The sequence below is a fragment of the Coleofasciculus sp. B1-GNL1-01 genome (assembly GCF_040220235.1).
Taxonomy (GTDB): Bacteria; Cyanobacteriota; Cyanobacteriia; order Cyanobacteriales; family Coleofasciculaceae; genus Coleofasciculus.
In genome coordinates, this window is sequence record NZ_JAVJTO010000122.1 from 11,606 (window position 1) to 34,059 (window position 22,454).

Genomic DNA, 22,454 nt, shown 5'->3' on the forward strand with positions numbered 1-22,454 from the left:
TTTGGAAACCAAACCCCTACGGTGATAAACAGAAAAATTCTTCACCGATGGAAGGATGAATGCCAATCGTATGATTAAAATCTGCCTTGGTTACTCCGGCGTTAATCGCCAAAGCAATCATCTGAATAATCTCAGAGGCACAGTCTCCTACCATCTGAGCGCCCACAATCCGATCTGAGTTGTCATCAACCACCAGTTTGAGCAGGGTTTGTTCCGGTGATTCTGCCCTCATATCCAAAAGGGATTGGAATGTTTTTTGATAACAACGCACTGCTTTACCCAACTGCGCTTTGGCTTGCGCTTCGGTTAACCCGACAGTAGCCGCTTCCGGTTGAGACGAGACAACGTAGGGAACATAGTCATAATCGACAGTTCGAGGATGATCACCAAATTCAGTATCGGCGAAAGCTCGACCCGCTGCGATCGCAACTGGCGTGAACCGGGGTCTAGCGGTACAATCACCTACGGCGAAAATATTCGCTTGACTGGTACGGCTGTACTCATCGACCGCGATCGCTCCCTGCTTAACCTCAACTCCAGCTTTCTCTAAACCCAATCCATCCCAGTTAGGAACGCGATCGCTAATCCAGACAACCGTCTCCACCTCGACGGGTTCATTACTATCCGATAACCTCAAATTCAGACAATCTTGCACCCGCTCAATTTTCTCAACCTGGCTATTGGTGCAAATTCTAATTCCCAACCGCGTCATCTCGTCTTGAACCGTTGTCCGCAAAGCGTGATCACAACCGGGCAAAACTTTATCGTCGGATATGACTAGCGTCACTTTTGAGATCAACCCATTCATCATCCCAGCTAACTTTACAGCAATATAATTACTGCCAATAATCGCTAAGTGTTTGGGTTGATGCTTCAGTTCTAGAAATTTCCGCGTCGTAATCGCATATTCAATTCCGGGAACCTCAGGTTTGATCGCTTTTCGACCAACCGCAATCAAAATTTTATTCGCCTTATACTCCTGTCCATTAATATCTACCGTGTGAGCATCTAAGAATTTAGCATGTCCTTTGATCAATTCAACGCCAGCTTTTTCCAGCTTCTGGATATGCATTTGGCACAGATGCTGAATATCGCGGTTTCTGGCTTCCATAAATTGACACCAATCAAAGTTCTTAGACACATGACCCCAGCCATATTCATCCGCCCGTTCAAATACTTTGGAGAAACCCGCCGCATACGTCATGAGTTTTTCAGGGATACACCCATGCACCACACAAGTCCCACCGACTTGCTCTTGCTCCGCGATCGCCACCCGAACCCCATAGTCAGCCGCCGTTTCAGCCGCCGCTAAACCACCGGGTCCTGCACCAATAACTAAAAGTTCGTAATCCCAATTCATCATACAACCTATTCAAAAAATACAATCACTATTTTTTCATTCACATTTTATTGATCAGTGAACTAAAAGCAAACCTTTGCTGAGAGGATTTTTGTCAAGTCAAGTATAGACGAAAATTCCGATAATTTATCAGCGCCTTTTAAATCTACCTCCTTGGATAGATCTATTTTTCTCAACAGCTTTATAGTATGAAATAAACTTTTAATTTTTACAAAAAAAGTGTATTAATGTAAAGGAAAAACAACTGACTATTCTGTGCTTAAATAGGAATAACTGAATAAGTATTATTTATTTCCATCACCCTATTTATCCGTTCTAACAGTGCATTTTTAATCGAATCAAGGCTTGTTTATTGCAATTTATAAACCCTTTTGTCGCCCTCGCAACCTTTATTTAGTGAAATTAAAAACTATGAAGTTAAGCTGGACTCACATCCATTTACTTTTGAATCATTTTCCCATCGTTGGAGCTATATTTGGCTTGCTCCTGCTCATTTATGCCCTAGCCAAAGATAGTGAAGATTTTAAAAAGGCAAGTTATTGGTGTTTCTTTATCATTGCCTTAATTACGATCCCCGTTTTTTTGGCAGGGCAGCAAGCAGAAGAAATGGTGGTTTCTCTTCCTAGCGTTTCCCATTCGTTGGTTCACGCTCACAGCAACATTGCCCAGCAAGCACTCATCGCCTTAGAACTATTAGGAATTATGAGCTTATTTGGTTTGTTTCGAGGGATAAATAAAACTCCCTATTGGTTTCCCATTAGTTTTTTAGTTGTAACAATCATCGCCACAGGGTTGGTGTCATAGACAGGACTTCAGGGGGGAATAATTAGACATACAGAAGTTCGCTCAGAATTGCAATTTTTAGTCCCTAATGATGCCACAGAATCTGGCGATCATCAGCATGATGGGGCAGAAACTGAACATGAACAGTCGAAACAAGACCACCAAGAAGAGTCGGGACATTCTCATGAACATGAATAGGATTAGGTCATTGCATAGCGCTACGCGCTGGGCAATGGGCAATGGGCAACACCTCGACCTACCTCGGCTTCGCTCGGTAACACGCTCGGTACAAGTCGCTCAGGGTCAACACCTCGGCTTCGCTCGGTGTTGAGCGATTTAATGTTTTCTTTTATGTCCTAATTAGAGTACGTAGTGCTATAAATTAGGTAATGTGACAAACCCGAATGAAATTAAAATTAATTTTGTATTTCTGTAGGGGCGACCCGCTTGGTTTAATTCACAACATCAGTCCTCTTAATTGACTCGGGTCGCCCTCTCCTCAACTGGTGTGAAACAGCTAACATGGTGGAATAGGTTGTAGGGTGAGTTGACGATAGGAAACCCAGCAAAATCTATCGAGGGCTAAAGCCCTTACTACGAACCCAAGCTAATCTATCAAATTAAGTGGGTCACGCCACTACACGGATCAACGCTTTAACTCTAAGAATGTCACTTCCCAAACCAATCGAGGTTGAGCATATCCAAGCAAGTAGGTTCGGGCTTGTTCTAATTGGTGAATGATCCGGGTATGGGGTTGGTGTTGCCAATACTGATGCTGTAAATAGTCAACTAACCACAATTGAGCTTGGGGATCAAGGGTTTTATCAATTTCCTTCGCCAGTTCTAGCGCCATACGGGATGAATTCGGCAATTGATTCAACTTTGCCAGTAATTCTGGGGGAATGGCTTGCAGTTGTTCAAACGCCGCGATCGCTTCTCCGGGACTCCCTTGGGCAATGGCTAATATCGAGGGTTCTTGGAGAATCTGCTGATAACCCGTTTGCTGTAGTATTTGTGCCATGTCGTCTTGTGCCAATCGGGAAAAGGGAATTCGTTGACACCGGGATACTAAGGTGGGTAATAAGGCATCGGGACTGGGCGCGATTAAAATTAACGTGGCGTTTCCGGGTTCTTCTAGCGTTTTGAGCAAGCCATTGGCGGCTGATTCTGCCATAGTTTCCGTCTGTTCCAGCACCACAATTTGACGAGAGGCTTCTAGGGGAGAACGTCCTAAAAATTGGCTAATTTCGCGAATTTGTTCCAGGCGGATTTGGGGGGGCGTTTTGCGCTTGAGTCCTTTTTCTGCGGCTTCTTTGGCGGATAGGCGAATACCGTTGTGTAGATAGGTGGGTTCAACCCAGAGGAGATCCGGGTGGTTCCCCTGTTGTAGGCGTTTCTTAACTAAGGGTTGCTTCTGGGGTGGAATGTCTTGACAAAATAACCGTTCAATGAACCACCGGGCGACTAAAGCCCGCCCGACTCCAGGAGAACCGACAAACAGATAAGCTGGGGCGATGCGGTTGGCTGTCATTGCCCCTTCTAAGAGTGCGATCGCTTGTTGTTGTCCGACTATTGTCATTTGTCATACTCGCTTCGCGAGAAGCAAGCTACGTCATTTGTCATTTGTCAAATATCTATGACATACTTTTGCTGAAGCCGTTGACGTAACACAGCCTGAATATCCAATTGCACGGCGTCAGGGCTTTGATTGGCGTCAATTCGGACAATTCGCTGGGGATGCTGGGAGGCTAACTGGGCAAACCCTTGTTGGACTCGCTGGTGAAAAGCTAACTCGGCTTGTTCCATGCGATCGGCGACGCCCCGTTCTCTTGCCCGTTGTAAGCCAATGGTGACATCAACATCTAACCACAAGGTTAAATCGCTTTCTAGCCCTCCTGTGGCGATGTGGTTGATTTGCTCAATTAGGGCTAGGTCAATCCCTCGTCCATACCCCTGATAGGCAATCGTTGAGTCAGTGTAGCGATCGCACAAAATAATCGCCCCGGCGTTAAGCTGAGGCTGTAACAATTCTTCAACATGTTGCGATCGATCAGCCGCGTAGAGGAGGAGTTCGGTGCGGTGTTGTAGGGATGAGGACTGTTCTTGGAGCAAAAGTTGACGTAGTTTGACGCCGAGGGGGGTTCCTCCGGGTTCTCGGGTAACGATGACAGGTGGCTGTTTGCCGTAATTGCTTAGTTTGTCGAGTACACCACTGCTGAGGAACCAATCGCGCGATCGCTGAATTTGGGTGGTTTTGCCACTGCCTTCGACTCCCTCAAACACGATCAGCATTTCCCCTTATCCACGCCTCATCTGATTACATCTCTCCCCATTGTCACCCAAAATCATGTCCTTGCATAAAGTGAAAGATGGGCAGATGTTTGTCCCGATGGAATCTACCGTCAAGAGTATGTATACTTTATTGGTATACCTATCCAGCCAAAGCCGCTAGGTAGGTGACTTTAGATAGCCGCTGTATGAGCTTGGTTACCAAGCTTCATACAGGTGGTGTTAGCCTGTGGACTGGTTCAGTGCTGTCACAAGCCAGAGTGAAGCAGGAAGTAAGTACCTCCAGATGCCCACTTGTGGGTAGCTTTGGATAGATCTTATGTAATGATCTAGCTATCTGACGCCAAGGGTTAAATATGGCTCGCTACACTTGTTCATTTACGGTTGCAGTTTCTCCCGATCACCTTCAACCATCATTGATTGAGGTTTTACAATCCTGCGATTTCGACATTATCTATGACACGGGAGACTATATCATGGCACGGGAGATCCCCGGTCATGTTGCCTTTGCCAAACTCGTGACAGTGGAAGTCTTGATTGACAAATCGATGGCTACCGATCAGGAAATTCGCATGAATTTCGTGATCAAAAATGAAGAGTTGCCCTTACAGGTAGACAACCACTGTCACGATAAGTTTTATGAAGTTCAAGAGGCGGTTGCCCAAAACCGCCATTGGCAACTCTTAGAAAGTGTTGCTGGTTGACATCCTCTGGTTTTGTTTCAATCCTCTGGTTTCAATCCTCTGGATTTCCCTGATCATAGTTGGGCTAATAATCAGGGTGTCCAGTCATCTGGATCTCCCCCCATCATATTTGGGCTAATCAGGGTGATGTCAAACTCATCGGGAGGTCCAGTGGGAACAGAGTCTCGCTTGAGTATGTAATATTTGGCACTAACTTGAGGCCCGAAGACGACTTCGTCCTCATCTTCAAGATCGTGGGCTTGAAGTTTACGACCGTTAATTACGAGTCCGTTGGCGCTGGCTTTACCTTTGAGGTTACCATCGACAATGCGGTAGTAGAGACTGCCGTCCTCTCGTTCTCGCCGCACTAAAGTGGCATGTCGGCGAGATACAAATTGTGAGAACAAACGAATATCCACATCCGGATCTCTGCCTATAGAATAGACGGGTTCCTCCAAGGTATATTCCTTGCGTCCTTTTTCGTCTTCAATAATTAACAGATGGTTTTGATTGGATTTTGCAGGCATTGAACATCGAAAAATAGGGATAGAGAGTGCAGTTAATTAACTGTCGCTGTGTCTATGCTTTCTTACATTAGCAAACTGCTTAATCATCTTTCCTTAACGTATCAAGAAGAAATGACCGAATTGCCGACCTTCAACTTGGTCTTCCCCCATTCAATTATCATAAGCATTAATGCAGATCATGACACAGACTCTAATGTTACATTTTTGTGACATTTTTTTACACTGACCCGACAAGAGAGCCTATAGGCTTCCTGGGGGGTTCCGCTAATTGGCAGTGCTTCCGGCTTTTATCGTGAGGACTATGTAATAACTCCTCTCTGGTGATCTTAATAGCTGCGTTACACTCCCGGTTTAGAAGATCCCACAAGTAGGCTGTAAATTCATACCGATAAAACTTTCTCAATTTGGCTATCACGTTCACCCTACTTTTCCGTTGGATGCCGGACTTTGTCCTGCTCCGAAGAAAGTCCATGTTTAACATGGGCGGGGAGGAAAGCGGGTGATAACCTAAGATTTACCAGCCTTCGCCGCTTGGTAAGCGAGACTTGAAAAGAATCATCCAGACACCACCGTTACTTTGTATTCTACTACATAAAGCTTAGGACACATTGAACGAACGAGTTTGAATTTTCCCAGTCTCGCCTGATAAGGCGGGATGAGTATTTTACCAAGACCCCAAACCCACATTCTACACCCCGTCTACAGAGTTCCAACCTCGACGCAATAGCAGAGAGTTGCTAACTACAGTCACTGAACTAAATGCCATCAGTGCGCCAGCGACAGCCGGATTGAGAGCGATACCAAATCCAGGTAACAGTACGCCAGCCGCTACGGGAATACCCAACGTGTTATATCCCAACGCCCAGAAGAGATTTTGGCGAATTTTGTTAAAGGTAGCGCGAGACAGTTTAATTGCTTGGACAATATCCAGCAAGCCGCCAGATTGACGACTGGTGGCGCTAGGTTGCATGAGAATAATTCCTGCCGTTTCCCGGGCAACATCTGTGCCAGCTTGCAGGGTGATGCCAACATCAGCTTGGGCTAAGGCTGGACCATCGTTAATTCCATCTCCAACCATGGCGATGCAGTTTCCCTGGGTTTGCAGTTGGGCGATCGCGGCGGCTTTGCCATCGGGACGGATACTTGCCATAACGTTGGCTGGATCAATGGCAAGGTGTTGTGCTACTGTCACAGCGGCATTGGGTTGATCTCCGGTTAGCAGCATCACGCGCAGTCCCATCGCTTGTAGCTGTTCGACGGTGGTTTTGGCATCGGGTTTGGGTAAATCGGTTAGGGCAATGAGTCCAGCCAATTCTCCATCTACGGCTAAATACACCACAGTTTTCCCGACAGCCGCTAAGGTTTGAGCTTGGGCTTGGGCGGTATCACTAATAGTCACGCCTTGCTGACGTAACCAATCTTCATTCCCCAGTAATACCCGTTGATTGTCCACTAGGGCAGATATTCCTAATCCAGCTTCGGTATAAAAATCCTTGGCGGCTAATAGAGGTAACTCGTGTTGTGCTGCTGCTGTACAAATTGCTTCTCCGAGGGGATGAGTTGTGCCTCGTTCCGCTGCGGCGGCGAGTTGAAGGAGTGCTGATTGTGGATTGTGGATTGTTGATTGGGACAATTCTCCCCCATCTCCCCATTCCCCAACAGACAGACAATCGGTTACAGTCGGTTTTCCTTGGGTCAAAGTACCTGTTTTGTCAAACACGATGGTATCGAGTTGATGGACTCGTTCTAAAATGTCACCCCCCTTAATCAGTAAGCCCCGTTCTGCCCCTAAGCTGGTGCCGACTAGAATCGCTGTCGGGGTTGCCAATCCCAAGGCACAGGGACAGGCAATCACTAATACCGCGATCGCTAATTTTAGGCTCAATAGTAAGGGAGAGGTTGAATCACCCATCAGGGAGTCTCCTTCCCCTAGAACCTGAGTCCAGATTTTTGTCCCCACCAGCTCCCAAAACAGGAAGGTGAAGGTGGCGATTGTCAATACCCCATAGGTAAAATACCCGGCGACTTTATCGGCTAAATTTTGCACCGGGGCTTTCCGCGTTTGCGCTTCTTCCACCAGGGCGACAATTTGCGCTAATGTGGTTTCCTGTCCAATGCGTGTGGCTTGAATGGCGATCGCACCGGATTGATTTAAGGTGCCAGCCGTAACCGGATCACCGGGTTGCTTGAGAACTGGTAAGGGTTCCCCCGTCAACATGGACTCATCCACCGACGACTGACCCGCCACCACTTCGCCATCAACGGGTATTTTTTCTCCCGGCAAAACCCGCAACCACTCGCCCACGCGAACTTGTTCCACGGGAATCTCGATCCCCAGTTCTGTGGCTGTGGGGGTGGATTTACCAATTAACCGGGCTACCTTGGGTTTCAGTGCCAATAATGATTCATAAGCGGCTGATGCCTGACGCCTTGCCCGTTGTTCCAAGGTACGTCCTAGCAGGATAAAGCCAAGTAACATCACGGGTTCATCAAAGAAGCATTCCCAACCCAATTGAGGAAAGAATAAGGCGGCACAGCTCGCCCCATAAGCCGCCAAGGTTCCCAACCCTACCAAGGTATTCATATTCGGGGTTTGATGCCGCAATCCCCGCCAGCCATCGCTGATAATTGGACGCCCAGGTCCTAGCAGGGCTAAGGTTGCCAATCCCCAGTGAAACCCGATCGTGCTAAACACGGGTAGCATGGGTCCATTAAACCAATGACCAATATGTCCAATGGTCGAGAGAATGACGAGGACACCAGCAATGATTAATTGCCGCAGTTGTTCCCTTGCCTCTTGTTCATGGCGTTGAGTCGGGGTGAGGCGTTCTTCTGAGGTTTCCCCGGCTTGGGAGTAACGGGGTTGAGACGGAAACCCGGTTGCGGTTAATTTTTCCGCTAGGGTGGCGGGATCAGCCTGACCGACTTCATACTCAACCACAGCCACTTCTGTAACCAAGTTGACCTGGGCTGAAATAACTCCGGGTTGCTGTTCTAGCTGTCGTTCTACCGCACTGACACAGCCTGCACATTTCATTCCCCCAACATCTAGCGTCATTTGCTCAATGGTTGGGGTGGGGGTATCGACAACTTTTTCTGGAGAAATTTGCATAGATGTTTTTGATACCGATAGGCGTTGCGATGCCTGAATGCTGAGTTTTGTTAATACGTCTCTTTAATGATAAGGATTATTTTGCCAATGCGCTCTGCCACTGGCCAATATCATATTTTGATGACAATGCCAATGATCGGTTGGAGGTTTGAGGTGTGTTTTTGATGGGATAGGGAGGCGTTATGTTTTTCCCGATCCGGTGGCAGTTATAGCACTACGCATTAAGGTTAGGACAATACAATTGGGTGAAAAGGCAACGGGCAACAGGCAATAGGCAACAGGGGAATGTCCTTTCCGTACCCCGTAGGGCTATAAATAAGCATTTTCGGATCGCCAAAACCCTTGATATTCCGTAGGCTGAGCGTTGCCCACCAGAATATGAGGAGCGTGCCATTCGTCTTCAGTCGCCTGCTTAACAGCCAAGCTCTTCTTAATGAACCAGGAAGCTTACCACACAAGGACTGTCGCTTTTCATTGCCTCAAAACTCTCTTGAAATCCGGGTAAAATTGATTAAAGCTATTGCTGTCCCATATTCCGGCAAATCAAACTAACAATTTAGCACACTAACCACGGAAGACCCGTTCTTTTAAATTACCACACGCGGGAGTCGGTGCTTAAAGCCACAAAGGATTTCCCAGGATATTGTGTTTAACGAAATCGCCCAGTCATCCGCAGAGATTTGCCTGTCCCCGTCTCGTCCAATTAGGGTGACGATTTCACCAACCTGTAAATCGGGAATATTACTCACATCCAACATCAGTTGATCCATGGTAATCGCCCCAATTTGGGACACCCGTTGACCCCGAATTAATCCAGTCATTTTATTCGAGAGATTCCGGGGAACACCATCGGCGTAACCGATACCCACTACCGCTAGACGTAACTGTTTTTGTGTCCTGAATGTATATCCATAACTCACCCCCGTCCCCGCCGATATTGTTTTCACTTGAGTGACCCGCGTTTTGACTTGCATGACGGGTTTTAGGTTGACTTTTGGGTATAAATGTGGTGCGGGATAGAGTCCATAAAGCGCTAATCCGACTCGAACCCAATCGTAATGCAAGGCGGGGTCAGTTAACGTGGCGGCGGAGTTAGCTAAGTGTAAGCAGGGTGGGACGATATTCGCCGCGTGAAGTTCGGCAATAGCCGCTTCAAACCGCTGATGCTGTAGTCTCATCACCGTGGGATCTGGACTATCGGCTGTGGCTAAATGGGAATAGACACTGGCTAGTTCTAAATGGGGTAATCGCTGGACTAATTGCACAAACTCTGTGGCTTGTTGCCAAGGCATTCCTAAGCGAGACATGCCAGTATCGATATTGAGATGAACTGATAAGGAGGTTTGAGAACGACTCAGGGTATCAGAAAAGACCAAAGCCTGTTGGGGTGTACAGATAGTGGGTTGTAAATGCCAATGGGCGATCGCACGCACTTGTTCCGGGGTATTGGTTGCACCTAAAATCACGATGGGCGCGTCAATTCCCGCTTCTCGCAGTTGAATGCCTTCTTCTACTGTGGCGACACATAGTCCATAAGCGCCTGCGGCGAGTGCGGTTTGGGCAACCATAATCGCACCATGTCCGTATGCGTCTGCTTTCACCACCGCCATGAGTTGGGTTTTGGCAGACAAAAGCTGTTTTAATTGGTTTAGGTTGTGGGCAAGTGCCGCGCGATCGATTTCTACCCAAGCGCGTTCCGTTAATCCGCCAGAGACTTCCCATAAGTTGGGCATTAACTCATAGGTTGGGATCATTTCTCCCATTCTCATTCACTCCTCTATCACTCTTAAATGCCACACAGCCTAGCATAGGAGGTTGGGGAGGGATATGGGACAATCAGATTTAAGCCGTGGCGATTAAGCGGAACCACACAAATGTATGCGAAGCCTTCCCGAAGGGTAGGCCGCCTGCGCGGACTACTGAAAATTTAAGGTTTCCGGTGACTTATCGTTTTGAGTTTCATCCTTACCAGCGCCAATTTCGACATCCCCTCACTACTCATCATGGCATCTGGAAAGTACGCGAGGGAATTATCCTGCGTCTGGTGGATGAAAAGGGGCGAGTGGGTTGGGGAGAAATTGCCCCACTTCCTTGGTTTGGTTCTGAAACCTTAGAACAAGCCCTAACCGTTTGTCAGCAGTTCCCGTCTCAGATTACATCAACCGATATTTTCTCGATTCCGGCTGAATTTCCCGCCTGTCAGTTTGGCTTTGAGTCAGCGTGGGAAGGGTTAGTCGCAAGGAATGGGGAAGATGAGGGAGAGAGTCGTATTGAAACGGAAAAAACAAGTCCGTTGTTACCCAATTCGTCGCTGAAATACAGTTATCTTTTGCCCACGGGGGAAGCCGCGTTAACCTCTTGGCAGCAAGGTTGGCAACAGGGCGATCGCACGTTTAAATGGAAAATTGGTGTAACCTCGATGGAGTCGGAACTGAGGTGGTTTGACCAATTGGTTCAAGCCTTACCCCCATCGGCTCAATTACGCTTAGATGCGAATGGGGGACTTACACGAAATCAAGCAGAACAGTGGTTGCAGGTGGCGGATCAGGCGGGGATTGTTGAGTTTCTAGAACAACCCTTGCCACCACAGGAATTTGCCGCACTCAGGGCAATGCAAGATCAGTATAAAACAGCGATCGCCCTTGATGAATCTGTTGCTACGTTGAACCAACTCAAAACCTGTTACCAGCAGGGATGGCGAGGAATCTTTGTGATTAAAGCGGCGATCGCCGGATCTATTACACAACTCCGACAATTTTGTCAAGCCCACGATATCGACGTGGTTTTCTCTTCAGTCTTTGAAACCGCGATCGCCAGACAAGCGGTTCTCAATTTAGCTGTAGAATTATCTCATCCCCATCGGGCAGTTGGGTTTGGAGTTAATCACTGGTTTGTCTAAGTGGATGTGCGTTTCAATTCTGTATTCCTTATTGCCTATTGCCTGTTGCCTATTCTCTATTCTCTTTGAGAAATTTAGAATCCAAATTCAACGGCTGAACAGCTTATGATTCAAATCAAAACTAAACAACCCGAAGGACCAAAAGCCCCCAAATGGTGGCAAAAAATTCAGTGGATTACTAAGCCCCTGGATTACATGGATGCAGCAGGACAACACTATGGTGATATTTTCAATGCCCCTGTTATTGGCAATCATTCCTGTATGTTGTTTGTTAGTCATCCCCAAGCCCTACAACAGATTTTCACGAACGATACCAAGCAATTTACAGCTCCTCCAGATAGGCTTTTGCAGCCAATTGTTGGAGATCATTCAATATTTGTGCTAGAAGGCGATCGTCATCGTCGGGAACGCAAACTCTTAATGCCACCGTTTCACGGCGAACACATCCGAACTTATGGGCAACTTATCTGTGACCTAACGGATAAGGTAATGCAGCAGGTGCGTCCCGGTCAAATCTTTGTGGCTCGTTCTCTAGCTCAAGAAATTTCTTTAGAAGTTATCTTAAATTCTGTTTTTGGTATTCATGATCCAGAGCGATTTGGTCAACTGAAGGGACTCATTACTAGCCTAATGGATCAATTTAAATCTCCCTTTACATCAGGATTACTTTTTTTTCCAGCGCTACAGAAAGATTGGACACCTTGGGGTGCGTTCCGTCGCTTAAAGCAGCAAATTAGTCAGCTACTCTATGCGGAAATTCGGGAGCGCCGTCAACAGAAAGACTTTTCGGGTTCAGATATTCTAACCCTACTGTTATCGGCAGAGGATGAAGAAGGTAGACCCATGACAGATAAAGAATTGCATGATGAATTGTTTACTTTATTAGTAGCCGGTCACGAAACTACCGCTACTGCGATCGCGTGGGCGCTGTATTGGGTTTATCGATCGCCTAATGTGCAGAACAAGCTGTTGCAGGAATTGGATTCTCTGGGTCAACAAGCAGACCCTGTGGACATTGCTCGTTTATCGTATCTCACAGCCGTGTGCCAGGAAAGCTTGCGGATTTATCCTGTGGCTGTCTTAACTGTACCGAGAGCCGTGAAAGAACCTGTTGAACTGATGGGATATCAGCTACAACCGGGAACCCGAGTTTATGGCTGTATTTATTTAACCCACCATCGCCAGGATTTATATCCAGAATCTCATCAATTTAAGCCAGAACGTTTTTTAGAACGCAAGTTTTCTCCCTATGAGTTTTTCCCTTTCGGCGGTGGGATACGTCGCTGTATTGGTGAAGCTTTGGCATTCTTTGAAATGAAATTAGTCCTTGCCAAAATTGTCTCTCAGTATCAACTAACTCTAGCACAGCAGCAACCTGAGCGCCCTCAGCGACGAAGCGTAACCTTAGCGCCTAGTACGGGTGTAAGATTAATTATGCAAGGTAGGAGATAGGGGAACCAGGGTATTGGTAGGGGCGGGTTTAGGGATTAATTTCGGTTTTTTCCCTAACTGGAGTGCGAAACCCGCCCTAAGATTTTGTTGGGGTGGGTTTAAGCAAATGAATTCTATTTTCATCGATATAAAACAGCGAAATAATGATTGGCTTATTGGTTGTGACAATAACCAATTCAAAGAAATAAATCATAAATTATTTAATCAATTTTCTAAATCATTTCCATGTCAAACCGTTCCCAAGATTATTCTTGCTGAATCTAACCATTGGCGATTCCTTGCTGCATTTAGCGCCGCTGTTAGTGCCAATTGTTCAGTGTTTTTAGGTAATCCCAAGTGGACACCACAGGAATGGCAGTACGTTTTAGCATTAGTTCAACCTGATTTAATTTGGGGAGATTTGTCAAGGATAATTTGTCAAGAGTCATTCGTCCACAATAAGGGACAAGAGATAATCAAGAAGAAACCTACAATGGGTGTCACTGAATTAGGCGTTTGTAGTCAGCGCTTGATTCGTGATGGCACTAAAGTGCCTACTACAAACCCTGGAATCATGATTCCTACAGGGGGTTCCTCGGGTCAGATTCGCTTCGCTATACATACCTGGGATACGTTAATGGCGTCGATGCGAGGGTTTCATCAGTATTTTGACCAGAAGCCAGTGAACTCCTTCTGTGTCTTGCCTGTGTATCATGTGAGTGGGTTGATGCAATTTCTGCGATCGCTAACCACAGGAGGACAGTTTGCTAGTCTACCCTTTAAAGAGGTGGTGGCGGGGAAAGGACGAGAGATTAACCCCCAGGATTTTTTTATTTCCCTGGTTCCCACTCAGTTACAACGCTTACTCCAGGCGAACGCAGCAAATTGGTTATCTCAATTTCACACGGTTTTGTTAGGTGGTGCGCCAGCTTATGAGTCTCTCTTAACTGAGGCGAGACAACAGGGTATTCCTTTAGCGCCAACTTATGGAATGACGGAAACGGCGTCTCAAGTGGTTACTCTGAAACCAGACGCATTTCTAGCAGGGAATAATAGTTGCGGTCAAGTTCTCCCTCACGCCCACGTTACCATTCGCAGTACAACCGGGGAATTTTTGGGGACGAATCAAATCGGAATTGTCACGATTGCAGCAGAGTCTTTGGCATTGGGTTACTATTCTTCAGGAGATAAGGAAGATAAGGAAGATGGAGAGTTAACTCAAAACCATGTCCTTGAGCGCAGCGAAGGAACAATCAGGGCGAGTTTTGAGGAAACGTTATCGTCAACCACTGGCGCGAATCAAACCTCGCCCCTACAGACGAATAATGGCACATCTCTACACTTCCCCCATCACCAATCCCCAATCCCTAATAGTCATGCAACGCCTGATAAAATCCCAACGCTGCAATCCGATGATTTGGGATTTTTTGATGAGCAGGGATATCTAACCATTGTCGGACGGCACAGTCATAAAATTATTAGCGGAGGTGAAAATATTTTCCCAGCCGAAGTCGAGGCGGCTATTTTAGCCACCCAGTTAGTGCATGATGTGTGTGTAATTGGCATACCGCATAATTATTGGGGTGAAGCTGTTACAGCGGTTTATGTTCCTCGTGCATCGGACGTTTCTGTGGATAGTTTAAAAGCCGCGCTGGTCAATCAGTTAAGTAGGTTTAAGCAGCCTAAATATTGGGTTCCTGTTGAACAATTGCCCCGCAACGAGCAAGGAAAAGTAAATTATGACTCTGTTAAAACAACGGCTTTAGAATTTTTACCTAGGGCTTAAAAATCCACAAACCTATGAAAGCATATGGGAGCATCCCAATTTGGCGCGTTGGCTCTTTGAATGGGGCTGAAACCCTTGCAATTGCGTTACTTTAGGTAATGCTTTGTCCAAAACGGGATGCTCCCAAGCATATTGCCTCGACAGATAAAAACCCATACAAAATAGCGAGCGAGACGCTCGCACTGCATATATAGCGTTTTCATTTGGGTCGTGAACACAGGAACCTGGTAAAAAGGCAATGGGCAATAGGCAATAGGCAATAGGGGAAAGAGATACAGGGTTTTTAAGTAATCTAAGAAAAGACCTCCTAGGTTTACAACTCATTTACAAATGCTATATAGCAGTACTAAGACAGGTTAGGACATTCTTTACTGTTCCCTGTTCCCTCTTGGGCTAACTGATGTCCTAACGTATCCCCGTAGTGCTATAACCGTTCCCCGTTCCCTATCCTCACCACAATACTTATTCCGCAACCCCTAAATAATGACTTTGCCAATCATTAAAACCCCCTGATCCGATCGCAGATAGGGAACAGACGCACCCTTAAACCCGGTAATAAACGGCTTGTGATGCAACTGCCAGTAGCTAGGACTCATATCATGAGCGATCGCTTTTAAGGCTCTCAGTTCTTCCACCAGTTCAGTGGCGAGTTCGTTAATCCGATTGGCATGATCATAAGCCTGTTGAGTGGCGATCTCTACCTCATCAGCTAATGTTAAGGGTTGCTTGGGTTTTGCCAGAGGCTGTAGCTGTTGCTGTTTTTGCTCCAACTGTGCTTGCAACGCCGCGATCGCATTATCAATTCCTTGGACTTCGGCGGAAACCTCTGCGGCTACCCTCGCTTGATGGCGATAAGCCGCCGCGATCGCTTCGGGTGAATTATTCTCTGGTTGCACCTCCTGATTGGTTAGAGTATCCCGTTCTTGACGTAGTGCCTCGAGTTGGGAGCGAATTGCCTCAATTTCTGCCTGTATCTGATCCATCCTGATACCACGTTGTCTTAAAAGATACTTTTTTCTTGGTGCGGGTTACTACCTTTGCATAACACAATCGTTACATAACACATTGTTAGGGGCACGGCAGTGCCGTGCCCCTACTTGTTTCGTAAATGCGAGTTGACCTGATAATCTGGAGAGTCAACTTATTCAACTATACCCAGCAAAGGTTGGGCTTTGGCTTGGGGTAGGGATGGTGCGTTGAATTTACCAGAATACAGCTTTGTCCGTTCTTGTGCAATGACTGGCAGAGCTTCACGCACTTGAGCCGTTACCGCCACGGTTTTGACATCATAGGTTTGGGTAGCAACCTTGGGATATAAACCAATGCCGACAATGGGGATTAACAAGCATAGGGCGACAAAGATTTCTCGTGGGTTGGCATCCCCGAAATAGTTATCCATCGCCAATTCCGCCTTAGCTGTGCCGTAGAACACTTGACGCAGCATGGAGAGTAGATAGATGGGAGTGAGGATTAATCCCACGGCGGCTAACAGTACCATGACTACCTTAAAGGATGAATTGTAGGCATCGCTAGTAGACATGCCGAGGAAGATAGACAATTCTCCCACAAAGCCACTCATCCCTGGTAATGCTAGAGACGCCATAGCACCAGCCGTAAACAAGGCAAATACTTTCGGCATTTGTTTTGCCATACCGCCCATATTTTCCATTGCCAGGGTATGGGTGCGATCATAAGTGACACCTGACAGGAAGAATAACGCGGCGGCAATTAATCCATGAGAGATCATTTGTAGCATCGCGCCATTTGTACCTAATGCAGTGAAGGAAGCAATCCCAACCAGAACAAATCCCATGTGGGAGATGGAAGAATACGCCAAGCGCCGTTTCAGGTTATCTTGAGCAAAGGCAGTCAACGCTCCGTAGATAATATTGACGACACCTAAAACAGCCAGCACTGGGGCAAAGCGAATATGGGCATCAGGCAGCATTTCCATATTCATCCGGATCAATCCGTAGCCTCCCATCTTCAGCAACACACCCGCTAAAATCATCGAGACAGGGGCAGAGGCTTGAGAGTGAGCATCGGGTAACCAGGTATGTAAGGGGAAAATCGGTAATTTTACGCCGTAAGCAATTAAGAAGCCTGCATAAACCGCCAATTCCATCGCCATGGGGTAATGCTTTTGGGCAAGCTGTTGCATATCAAAGGTAACGGTATCACCGTAGAATGCCATGGCTAGTGCGGCGACGAGAATGAAGATAGAACCTGCGGCGGTATAAAGAATAAACTTAGTCGCGGCATAGAGGCGCTTTTCTCCACCCCAGATGGAAATCAGTAGATACACGGGAATCAGTTCGAGTTCCCACATTAAGAAGAATAATAGTAAGTCCTGAGCCGCGAAGACGCCAATCTGGGCGCTGTACATCACCAGCATCAAGGCATAAAACAAACGAGGTTTACGGTTGACTTTCCAAGATGCCAGAATAGCCAGGGTAGTGACTAAGCCCGATAACGCAATTAAGGGCATGGAGAGTCCATCGACTCCGACTGACCAGTCTAAGCCCAATTGGGGAATCCAGGAATAGGTTTCTTGGAGTTGGAACTGAGAGTTTTGTAAATCGTAGTGACGCCAAAAGGCATGAATGGTGAGGAGGAAGTTTGCCATGCCAACCCCTAGAGCATACCAGCGGACGGTTTTACCTTCTTTGTCGGGGATTAGAGGAATCGCCAGGGATGCCAGTAGGGGCAATAAGATAATCGTCGTTATCCAGGGTATTTGACTGCCAATCATGACTAAGGATATATGCTTATCGTTAATGTTGGTTACATTGTATTAAGTTTCGTAAAGGTTTGAGAAGAGGAGACATACAAGTATACTAAATCTTCACAATAAGCAGGACTAATGCAAAGTTTCTCTTCAACTCAGATTGGGGAGCGGCTGAGTGGAGATTAATATCACAAAACATTAAAAATGTCAATAGTTGAATCCTTGGCTACCGATCGCCCATCCATTATTCTTAGTGATATAGGCTGAATCACCGATTGAGGATGTGAGTGTGGGGTGGCGCGATCGCACTGCGCTAGTCGATCATGGTTTGTAGGGGCGGGTTTAGGGACTTTCGTTTCGCTATTAGATGATAACGTTTGCTCAAAACCCGCCCTTTCCAGATGTTGGGGCAGGTTGTTAACGGTTGAGATTAGGGAACAGGGAACAGGGAACAGTAAGGGTTTGAGGGTGATTTACTTGCACTTAATACAGTACTGTTTTTTTTGTCCGACTACTTAGTGTAGTGAATAACGACAAAAGTTTTTGAACAAACGCTCTACACTTAAAGAGACGTTGCCAGCAACGTCTCTACTCACATTGTTTACTGATAGGTTAATCTCTTTCTCAAGGTAGATGTTTTGAATGGTTTAACCGGATTTGTGTTGTTTTGAATATTGTCGTTTAAACAATGCTCCAAAACCTAGGGCTGTAGCCGAACCAAGTAGAGTCAAGGGTTCAGGTACGGGTGTGGATGGAGTAGAAAACCCCTCAATTTTTAACTCGACTCGAGAACGAGCTTGTGCTTGGTTAGGGTTAGGTGCGCCATCCAACCAACTCATCCTAGCAATACCAGAAAGAGTGCTAATTTGGGTATCGCTAGAAAAATAGTTTTTGGTGATATTTTGATTTCCCTGTGTTTCAGGTGCAACAGCGGAACTCGACACTGGATCAATATCAATTCCGTTAATTGCATCGACTTGCAAAAACATTTCAGTACCCGGAGCCACTTTTCCCTTTTCGATTTCGGTTTGTGATCGAGTCCAGAGGTAGAATCCATTAAAGGATGTTGCTGGTGGAGTCGCTTGGTAATATGAAATAGTTTGATCTTGAATGGTAAAGGAAACCGTATTTCCATCCCAATCTAACGTCCAGGGAACCTCTTCCTGGTTTTGCCATTCCCATTGCAATTGGTCTTTTGGTATCGGAAAATTATCTTCTCCGATGCCAAACTCCCAGTCACCTGATCCTTTAGCACCAGCTCTGCCATCCAATGTCCAGTTCAAGTTAGTCCAACCATTGGGAGTAGGGTCTCCCTCCTGGACAAAGTTTACGTTGACCGCAGATGCTGGTTGGGATAGCACGCCAAAACTAATGACAGATGCTCCTACAGCTAAACTTGTGGTAATCAGCTTGTTGCGTATTAAATTCATGGCAACCTCCAAGTAATGTGGAGATTATTTTTATATCTACTGCCAAGTAGTTTAATTCTTTGAGCAGAGTTAATTCGGAAATGTTATACTAAAATATATCATTATACTTTTCTTAGTGAACTGCATATTTTCTTAATGATTAGCTTAGGTACACAGTCAAAAAATGTTAATAAATTATAAGTTATAAGTGTCATGCTACTACTGGCGTGGCATCGCTAAAATTGTGGAAGAGATTTTACGGTTTTGAGAGGCGCAAGCCTTCATTGGTGTCAACTTAAGCTCTTGCCAAAACGCAATACTTTGACACAACCCCTCCCTAACCCTCCCCTGATCAAGGGGAGGGAACGTTTCCTCCTTAGTAAGGGGAGAATGAGGAGAGGGGAGCAAGAACTGCCTAATACTTGCGTTCTTGGGGTTCAAATCGGGTCATCGCCACCGATTTATACTGCAAATCAATTCCGGCTGAGGAATAGTACGCCAAGGTATGCTTTAAGAAGTTGGTATCATCCCGTTGGGGATAATCCTCGCGAGAATGGGCACCGCGACTTTCTTGGCGATTCAAGGCAGAGGTGAGAATAATTTCCCCAACTACCATGAGATTCCGTAGTTCCAACGCCTCGATTAATTCTGTGTTCCAGCAGCTTCCTTTGTCATCTAAATAGATATCTTGATACTGCTGTTTCAACTGTTGCAGTTGATTCAATCCTTCCTGCATTAATGCCTCGGTGCGGAAGACGCCACAGTATTGAGTCATGCAGTCTTGGAAGTTTTGACGCAGTTGACCGATGCGTAGGCTTCCGGATTGACTGAGCAAGGCATTGATTTTATTTTGAGCAGCATTGAGGTAGAGTTGTTCATCAATGTCAGGTAATTTGCGGTTTTGAATATATTGCGCGATCGCAGCCCCGGTTCGTCTGCCGTAAACCACGCATTCTAGCAGGGAATTACTCCCCAAGCGATTGGCACCGTGAACTGAGACACAAGCCGATTCCCCAGCCGCAAAAAATCCATCAACCAATCCATCGGGTCCACTTCGTACCTGTCCATCGGTATTGACGGGAATGCCACCCATGGAATAATGGGCGGTAGGACGCACGGGCATGGGTTCATATACCGCATCAACGCCGACGAGTCGGTGGGCTTCTTCCCAACAGAAGGGAATACGACTCATAATCTTTTCTTTACCCATGTGTCGCAAGTCCAGATAGACACATGGACCGCCAGGATTTCCATCTGGATGAACCCCTCGACCCGCACGAATTTCTAATGCGATCGCGCGTGAGGTAATATCTCGTGGGGCGAGTTCCATTTTACTGGGGGCATAATTTGCCATGAAGCGATCGCCTTCGCTATTAATCAGATACGCTCCTTCACCTCGTACCGCTTCGGAAATTAACACGCCCACAGGATACAACCCGGTTGGATGAAACTGGACAAACTCCATATCCTCCAACGGTACCCCCGCTAACGCGGACATGGCTAAACCATCCCCCGTTGAGGCAAAATCATTGGAGGTGGTATTAAACACCCGTCCATAGCCCCCGGTGGCAAACATCACCGCCTTTGCCCGTACCACTTGCAGGTGAGTCGTCAGGAGGTTGAACATCACCACCCCTTTTGCCTGCCCGTCTTCCAAAATCAGCCGCATGACGTACCATTCTTCGTACACTGTCACGTCGTTCTTGCGGAGATTACTTACCAGTTCATGCAGAATCGCATGACCCGTTTTATCGGCAGCATAGCAGGTACGGCGATGGGAATGACCCCCAAAGGCACGTTGGGCAATGCGACCATCAGGTAAGCGGGAAAAGAGTACCCCCAAATGTTCTAAATCAATCACCACATCGGGGGCTTCGCGGGTAAGAATTTCCACCGCATCTTGATCCGCCAGATAATCAGAACCCTTAACCGTATCAAAAGCGTGGGCTTCCCAGGTATCCTCAGCATCCACATTTTTCAGCGTCGCCGCCATCCCTCCTTGCGCTGCAACGGAGTGGGAACGAATCGGATGGGTTTTGGCAACCAGTGCCACATTCAGCTTCGGATCAGTGCGTTTAATTTCCAACGCCGCCCGACACCCGGCTAAACCACCGCCGACAATAATGACATCGTGTTCTCGCATCTCAACTCGATTGAATTTCTGCTGTTATCCATATTGACTGATTACAAAAATTCCCTACCAAAAGGCAGGGAACTTTTTAGATTTCCGATAAATTAGCGGTACTTATGCAGTTGGGCAGAAAAAACTGAACAGCTAACATCTCCCCCAGCTCCCAGACGTGCCATGGCACGTCTGGAACATTGCTCCCTCTGTTTCATCGTATCTACGAAGCTGCTCAAGTATTTTTGCCGCGCTGCACTAGCTCGTTGCCTGAGCAGGTTGGGATGCACTGCGACTGCTGTGATCGGCAGCCGTTGTTTCCTGCTCCTCCATGGCTAAGATTTCAATATGATTGAGCAATGTGGTCACAAAGGCAAAGAGTAAAAAGGGTAAGGATAAGACCAAGACTAATCCCACCGTTGCCAACGCATAAATTTGGCGATCGGCACTCCACAGCGCTAGTGCAGAGGCAAGACTTATGAAAATGACGATTAACCACACAATGACTTGTCCATAGATATCGCCAAAACTCAGCGTGCAGATCAAGCGATATTTGTTAAATTGTTCCATCATTAACCTCGACACATTTCTTTAAGTTCCAAGGATAAGACCAGATTTAAGGTTTGGTGCATTTCGCAACATATTTTTAAATTGGTCGCAACATCTGTTTACAATGTGTTGCAATGTGTGACATTGGTCATTGGTTAGGGAACAGCTACATGCCCGACACCCGACACTCCACACCCCACACCCAGTCTAATGTCAGTTTTCTGCGGCAGACAGATCCAGACTTATACTGAACTGAGGGTAACGCGATCGCGTCCTTGCTGTTTCGATAGATAAAGGGCTTGATTTGCCGCCATAATCAAGGCATCAATGTCAGTATGGGGGTCAACCAGACTTGACACACCTAAACTAACGGTTACCACGGGCGCGGGTAAATTTAACGTGTCAGGCGGTTTAAATTCAATGGCAAGGGATTTGATTTTCTCTCGCATCTTTTCTGCTACTTGAAAAGCTCCCATAGCATTAGTATGCGGTAAAAGAATCGCAAATTCTTCTCCCCCATAACGTGCCACGACATCTGTTGTCCGTTTGACACAACTACGTAGGCAATCAGCAATGCGTCGCAAACACTCATCTCCCGCCGCGATTCCATAGATTTTGTTGTAGGTTTGGAAACAATCAATATCACACAAAATCAAGGATAGAGGAGACTGTTCGACATTTAAATGATGCCACTCTTGTTCAAGTTGTTGGTCAAAATAACGGCGATTAGCCAGCTTGGTTAGAGTATCCATATTGTAGAAGTGATAAAGTTATAA

The 22,454-nt window shown here is 46.5% G+C and carries 19 protein-coding genes; 6 read left to right on the forward strand and 13 right to left on the reverse strand.

Annotated features, from left to right (window positions below):
• Positions 1-16 precede the first annotated feature (16 nt).
• Positions 17-1,360 carry a glutathione-disulfide reductase gene (gene gorA, locus RID53_RS29580; protein ID WP_446391529.1) on the reverse strand — a complete coding sequence of 448 codons (1,344 nt, stop codon included), beginning with the start codon at positions 1,358-1,360 and terminating at the stop codon, positions 17-19.
• 345 nt (positions 1,361-1,705) lie between these two features.
• Between gorA and RID53_RS29585 the strand changes: the two genes are divergently transcribed.
• The gene (locus RID53_RS29585; protein ID WP_446391502.1) at positions 1,706-2,164 is read left to right on the forward strand and encodes a hypothetical protein; all 459 of its coding nucleotides are present in this window, start codon (positions 1,706-1,708) and stop codon (positions 2,162-2,164) included.
• Between the two features lie 48 nt (positions 2,165-2,212).
• Complete coding sequence (locus RID53_RS29590; RefSeq protein ID WP_446391503.1) at positions 2,213-2,341, forward strand: hypothetical protein; 129 nt, start codon at positions 2,213-2,215, stop codon at positions 2,339-2,341.
• Between the two features lie 448 nt (positions 2,342-2,789).
• Here RID53_RS29590 and holB read toward each other — a convergent pair whose 3' ends face one another.
• Positions 2,790-3,722 (reverse strand): DNA polymerase III subunit delta', encoded by a 933-nt coding sequence (gene holB, locus RID53_RS29595; RefSeq protein ID WP_446391504.1) that lies wholly within the window; start codon positions 3,720-3,722, stop codon positions 2,790-2,792.
• Between the two features lie 47 nt (positions 3,723-3,769).
• Entirely contained in the window at positions 3,770-4,435 is a 666-nt protein-coding gene (gene tmk / locus RID53_RS29600; protein ID WP_446391505.1) for a dTMP kinase, read from the reverse strand.
• A 353-nt stretch (positions 4,436-4,788) separates the two neighbouring features.
• Here tmk and RID53_RS29605 point away from each other — a divergent pair, with 353 nt between their 5' ends.
• Entirely contained in the window at positions 4,789-5,136 is a 348-nt protein-coding gene (locus tag RID53_RS29605; protein ID WP_006104062.1) for a hypothetical protein, read from the forward strand.
• A gap of 71 nt (positions 5,137-5,207) precedes the next feature.
• On the opposite strand, the gene RID53_RS29610 is transcribed toward RID53_RS29605, so the two are convergent.
• The 3 genes from RID53_RS29610 to alr form a co-directional block, all read right to left on the reverse strand.
• A complete protein-coding gene (locus RID53_RS29610) occupies positions 5,208-5,642 on the reverse strand; it encodes an FHA domain-containing protein (RefSeq protein WP_006103925.1) in 435 nt (144 codons plus the stop codon).
• Positions 5,643-6,330: 688 nt separating this feature from the next.
• Entirely contained in the window at positions 6,331-8,754 is a 2,424-nt protein-coding gene (locus RID53_RS29615) for a heavy metal translocating P-type ATPase (RefSeq protein ID WP_446391506.1), read from the reverse strand.
• Between the two features lie 587 nt (positions 8,755-9,341).
• The gene (gene alr / locus RID53_RS29620) at positions 9,342-10,508 is read right to left on the reverse strand and encodes an alanine racemase (protein WP_446391530.1); all 1,167 of its coding nucleotides are present in this window, start codon (positions 10,506-10,508) and stop codon (positions 9,342-9,344) included.
• 185 nt (positions 10,509-10,693) lie between these two features.
• Here alr and RID53_RS29625 point away from each other — a divergent pair, with 185 nt between their 5' ends.
• From RID53_RS29625 to RID53_RS29635, 3 genes are all read left to right on the forward strand, one after another.
• On the forward strand, positions 10,694-11,653 hold the full coding sequence (locus tag RID53_RS29625; RefSeq protein ID WP_446391507.1) for an o-succinylbenzoate synthase: 960 nt from the start codon (positions 10,694-10,696) through the stop codon (positions 11,651-11,653).
• Between the two features lie 105 nt (positions 11,654-11,758).
• Positions 11,759-13,105, forward strand: a complete 1,347-nt coding sequence (locus RID53_RS29630; protein ID WP_446391508.1) for a cytochrome P450 — start codon at positions 11,759-11,761, stop codon at positions 13,103-13,105.
• A gap of 106 nt (positions 13,106-13,211) precedes the next feature.
• Positions 13,212-14,870 (forward strand): 2-succinylbenzoate--CoA ligase, encoded by a 1,659-nt coding sequence (locus tag RID53_RS29635; protein WP_446391509.1) that lies wholly within the window; start codon positions 13,212-13,214, stop codon positions 14,868-14,870.
• A 476-nt stretch (positions 14,871-15,346) separates the two neighbouring features.
• Here RID53_RS29635 and RID53_RS29640 read toward each other — a convergent pair whose 3' ends face one another.
• The 7 genes from RID53_RS29640 to RID53_RS29670 all read right to left on the reverse strand — a co-directional run bounded on the left by RID53_RS29640 (position 15,347) and on the right by RID53_RS29670 (position 22,430).
• A complete protein-coding gene (locus RID53_RS29640; protein ID WP_446391510.1) occupies positions 15,347-15,853 on the reverse strand; it encodes a hypothetical protein in 507 nt (168 codons plus the stop codon).
• Between the two features lie 158 nt (positions 15,854-16,011).
• The gene (locus RID53_RS29645) at positions 16,012-17,622 is read right to left on the reverse strand and encodes an NAD(P)H-quinone oxidoreductase subunit 4 (RefSeq protein WP_446391511.1); all 1,611 of its coding nucleotides are present in this window, start codon (positions 17,620-17,622) and stop codon (positions 16,012-16,014) included.
• Positions 17,623-18,245: 623 nt separating this feature from the next.
• Positions 18,246-19,028: a PEP-CTERM sorting domain-containing protein gene (locus tag RID53_RS29650; RefSeq protein WP_446391512.1), complete on the reverse strand. Its 783-nt coding sequence runs from the start codon at positions 19,026-19,028 to the stop codon at positions 18,246-18,248.
• Positions 19,029-19,422: 394 nt separating this feature from the next.
• Positions 19,423-21,150, reverse strand: coding sequence for a succinate dehydrogenase/fumarate reductase flavoprotein subunit (locus tag RID53_RS29655; protein WP_446391513.1), 1,728 nt, complete (start codon positions 21,148-21,150; stop codon positions 19,423-19,425).
• Between the two features lie 92 nt (positions 21,151-21,242).
• Positions 21,243-21,368 carry a hypothetical protein gene (locus RID53_RS29660; protein ID WP_446391514.1) on the reverse strand — a complete coding sequence of 42 codons (126 nt, stop codon included), beginning with the start codon at positions 21,366-21,368 and terminating at the stop codon, positions 21,243-21,245.
• A 19-nt stretch (positions 21,369-21,387) separates the two neighbouring features.
• Positions 21,388-21,699, reverse strand: coding sequence for a hypothetical protein (locus RID53_RS29665; protein ID WP_446391531.1), 312 nt, complete (start codon positions 21,697-21,699; stop codon positions 21,388-21,390).
• Between the two features lie 221 nt (positions 21,700-21,920).
• Positions 21,921-22,430, reverse strand: a complete 510-nt coding sequence (locus RID53_RS29670) for a diguanylate cyclase (RefSeq protein WP_446391515.1) — start codon at positions 22,428-22,430, stop codon at positions 21,921-21,923.
• Between the last annotated feature and the right edge of the window lie 24 nt (positions 22,431-22,454).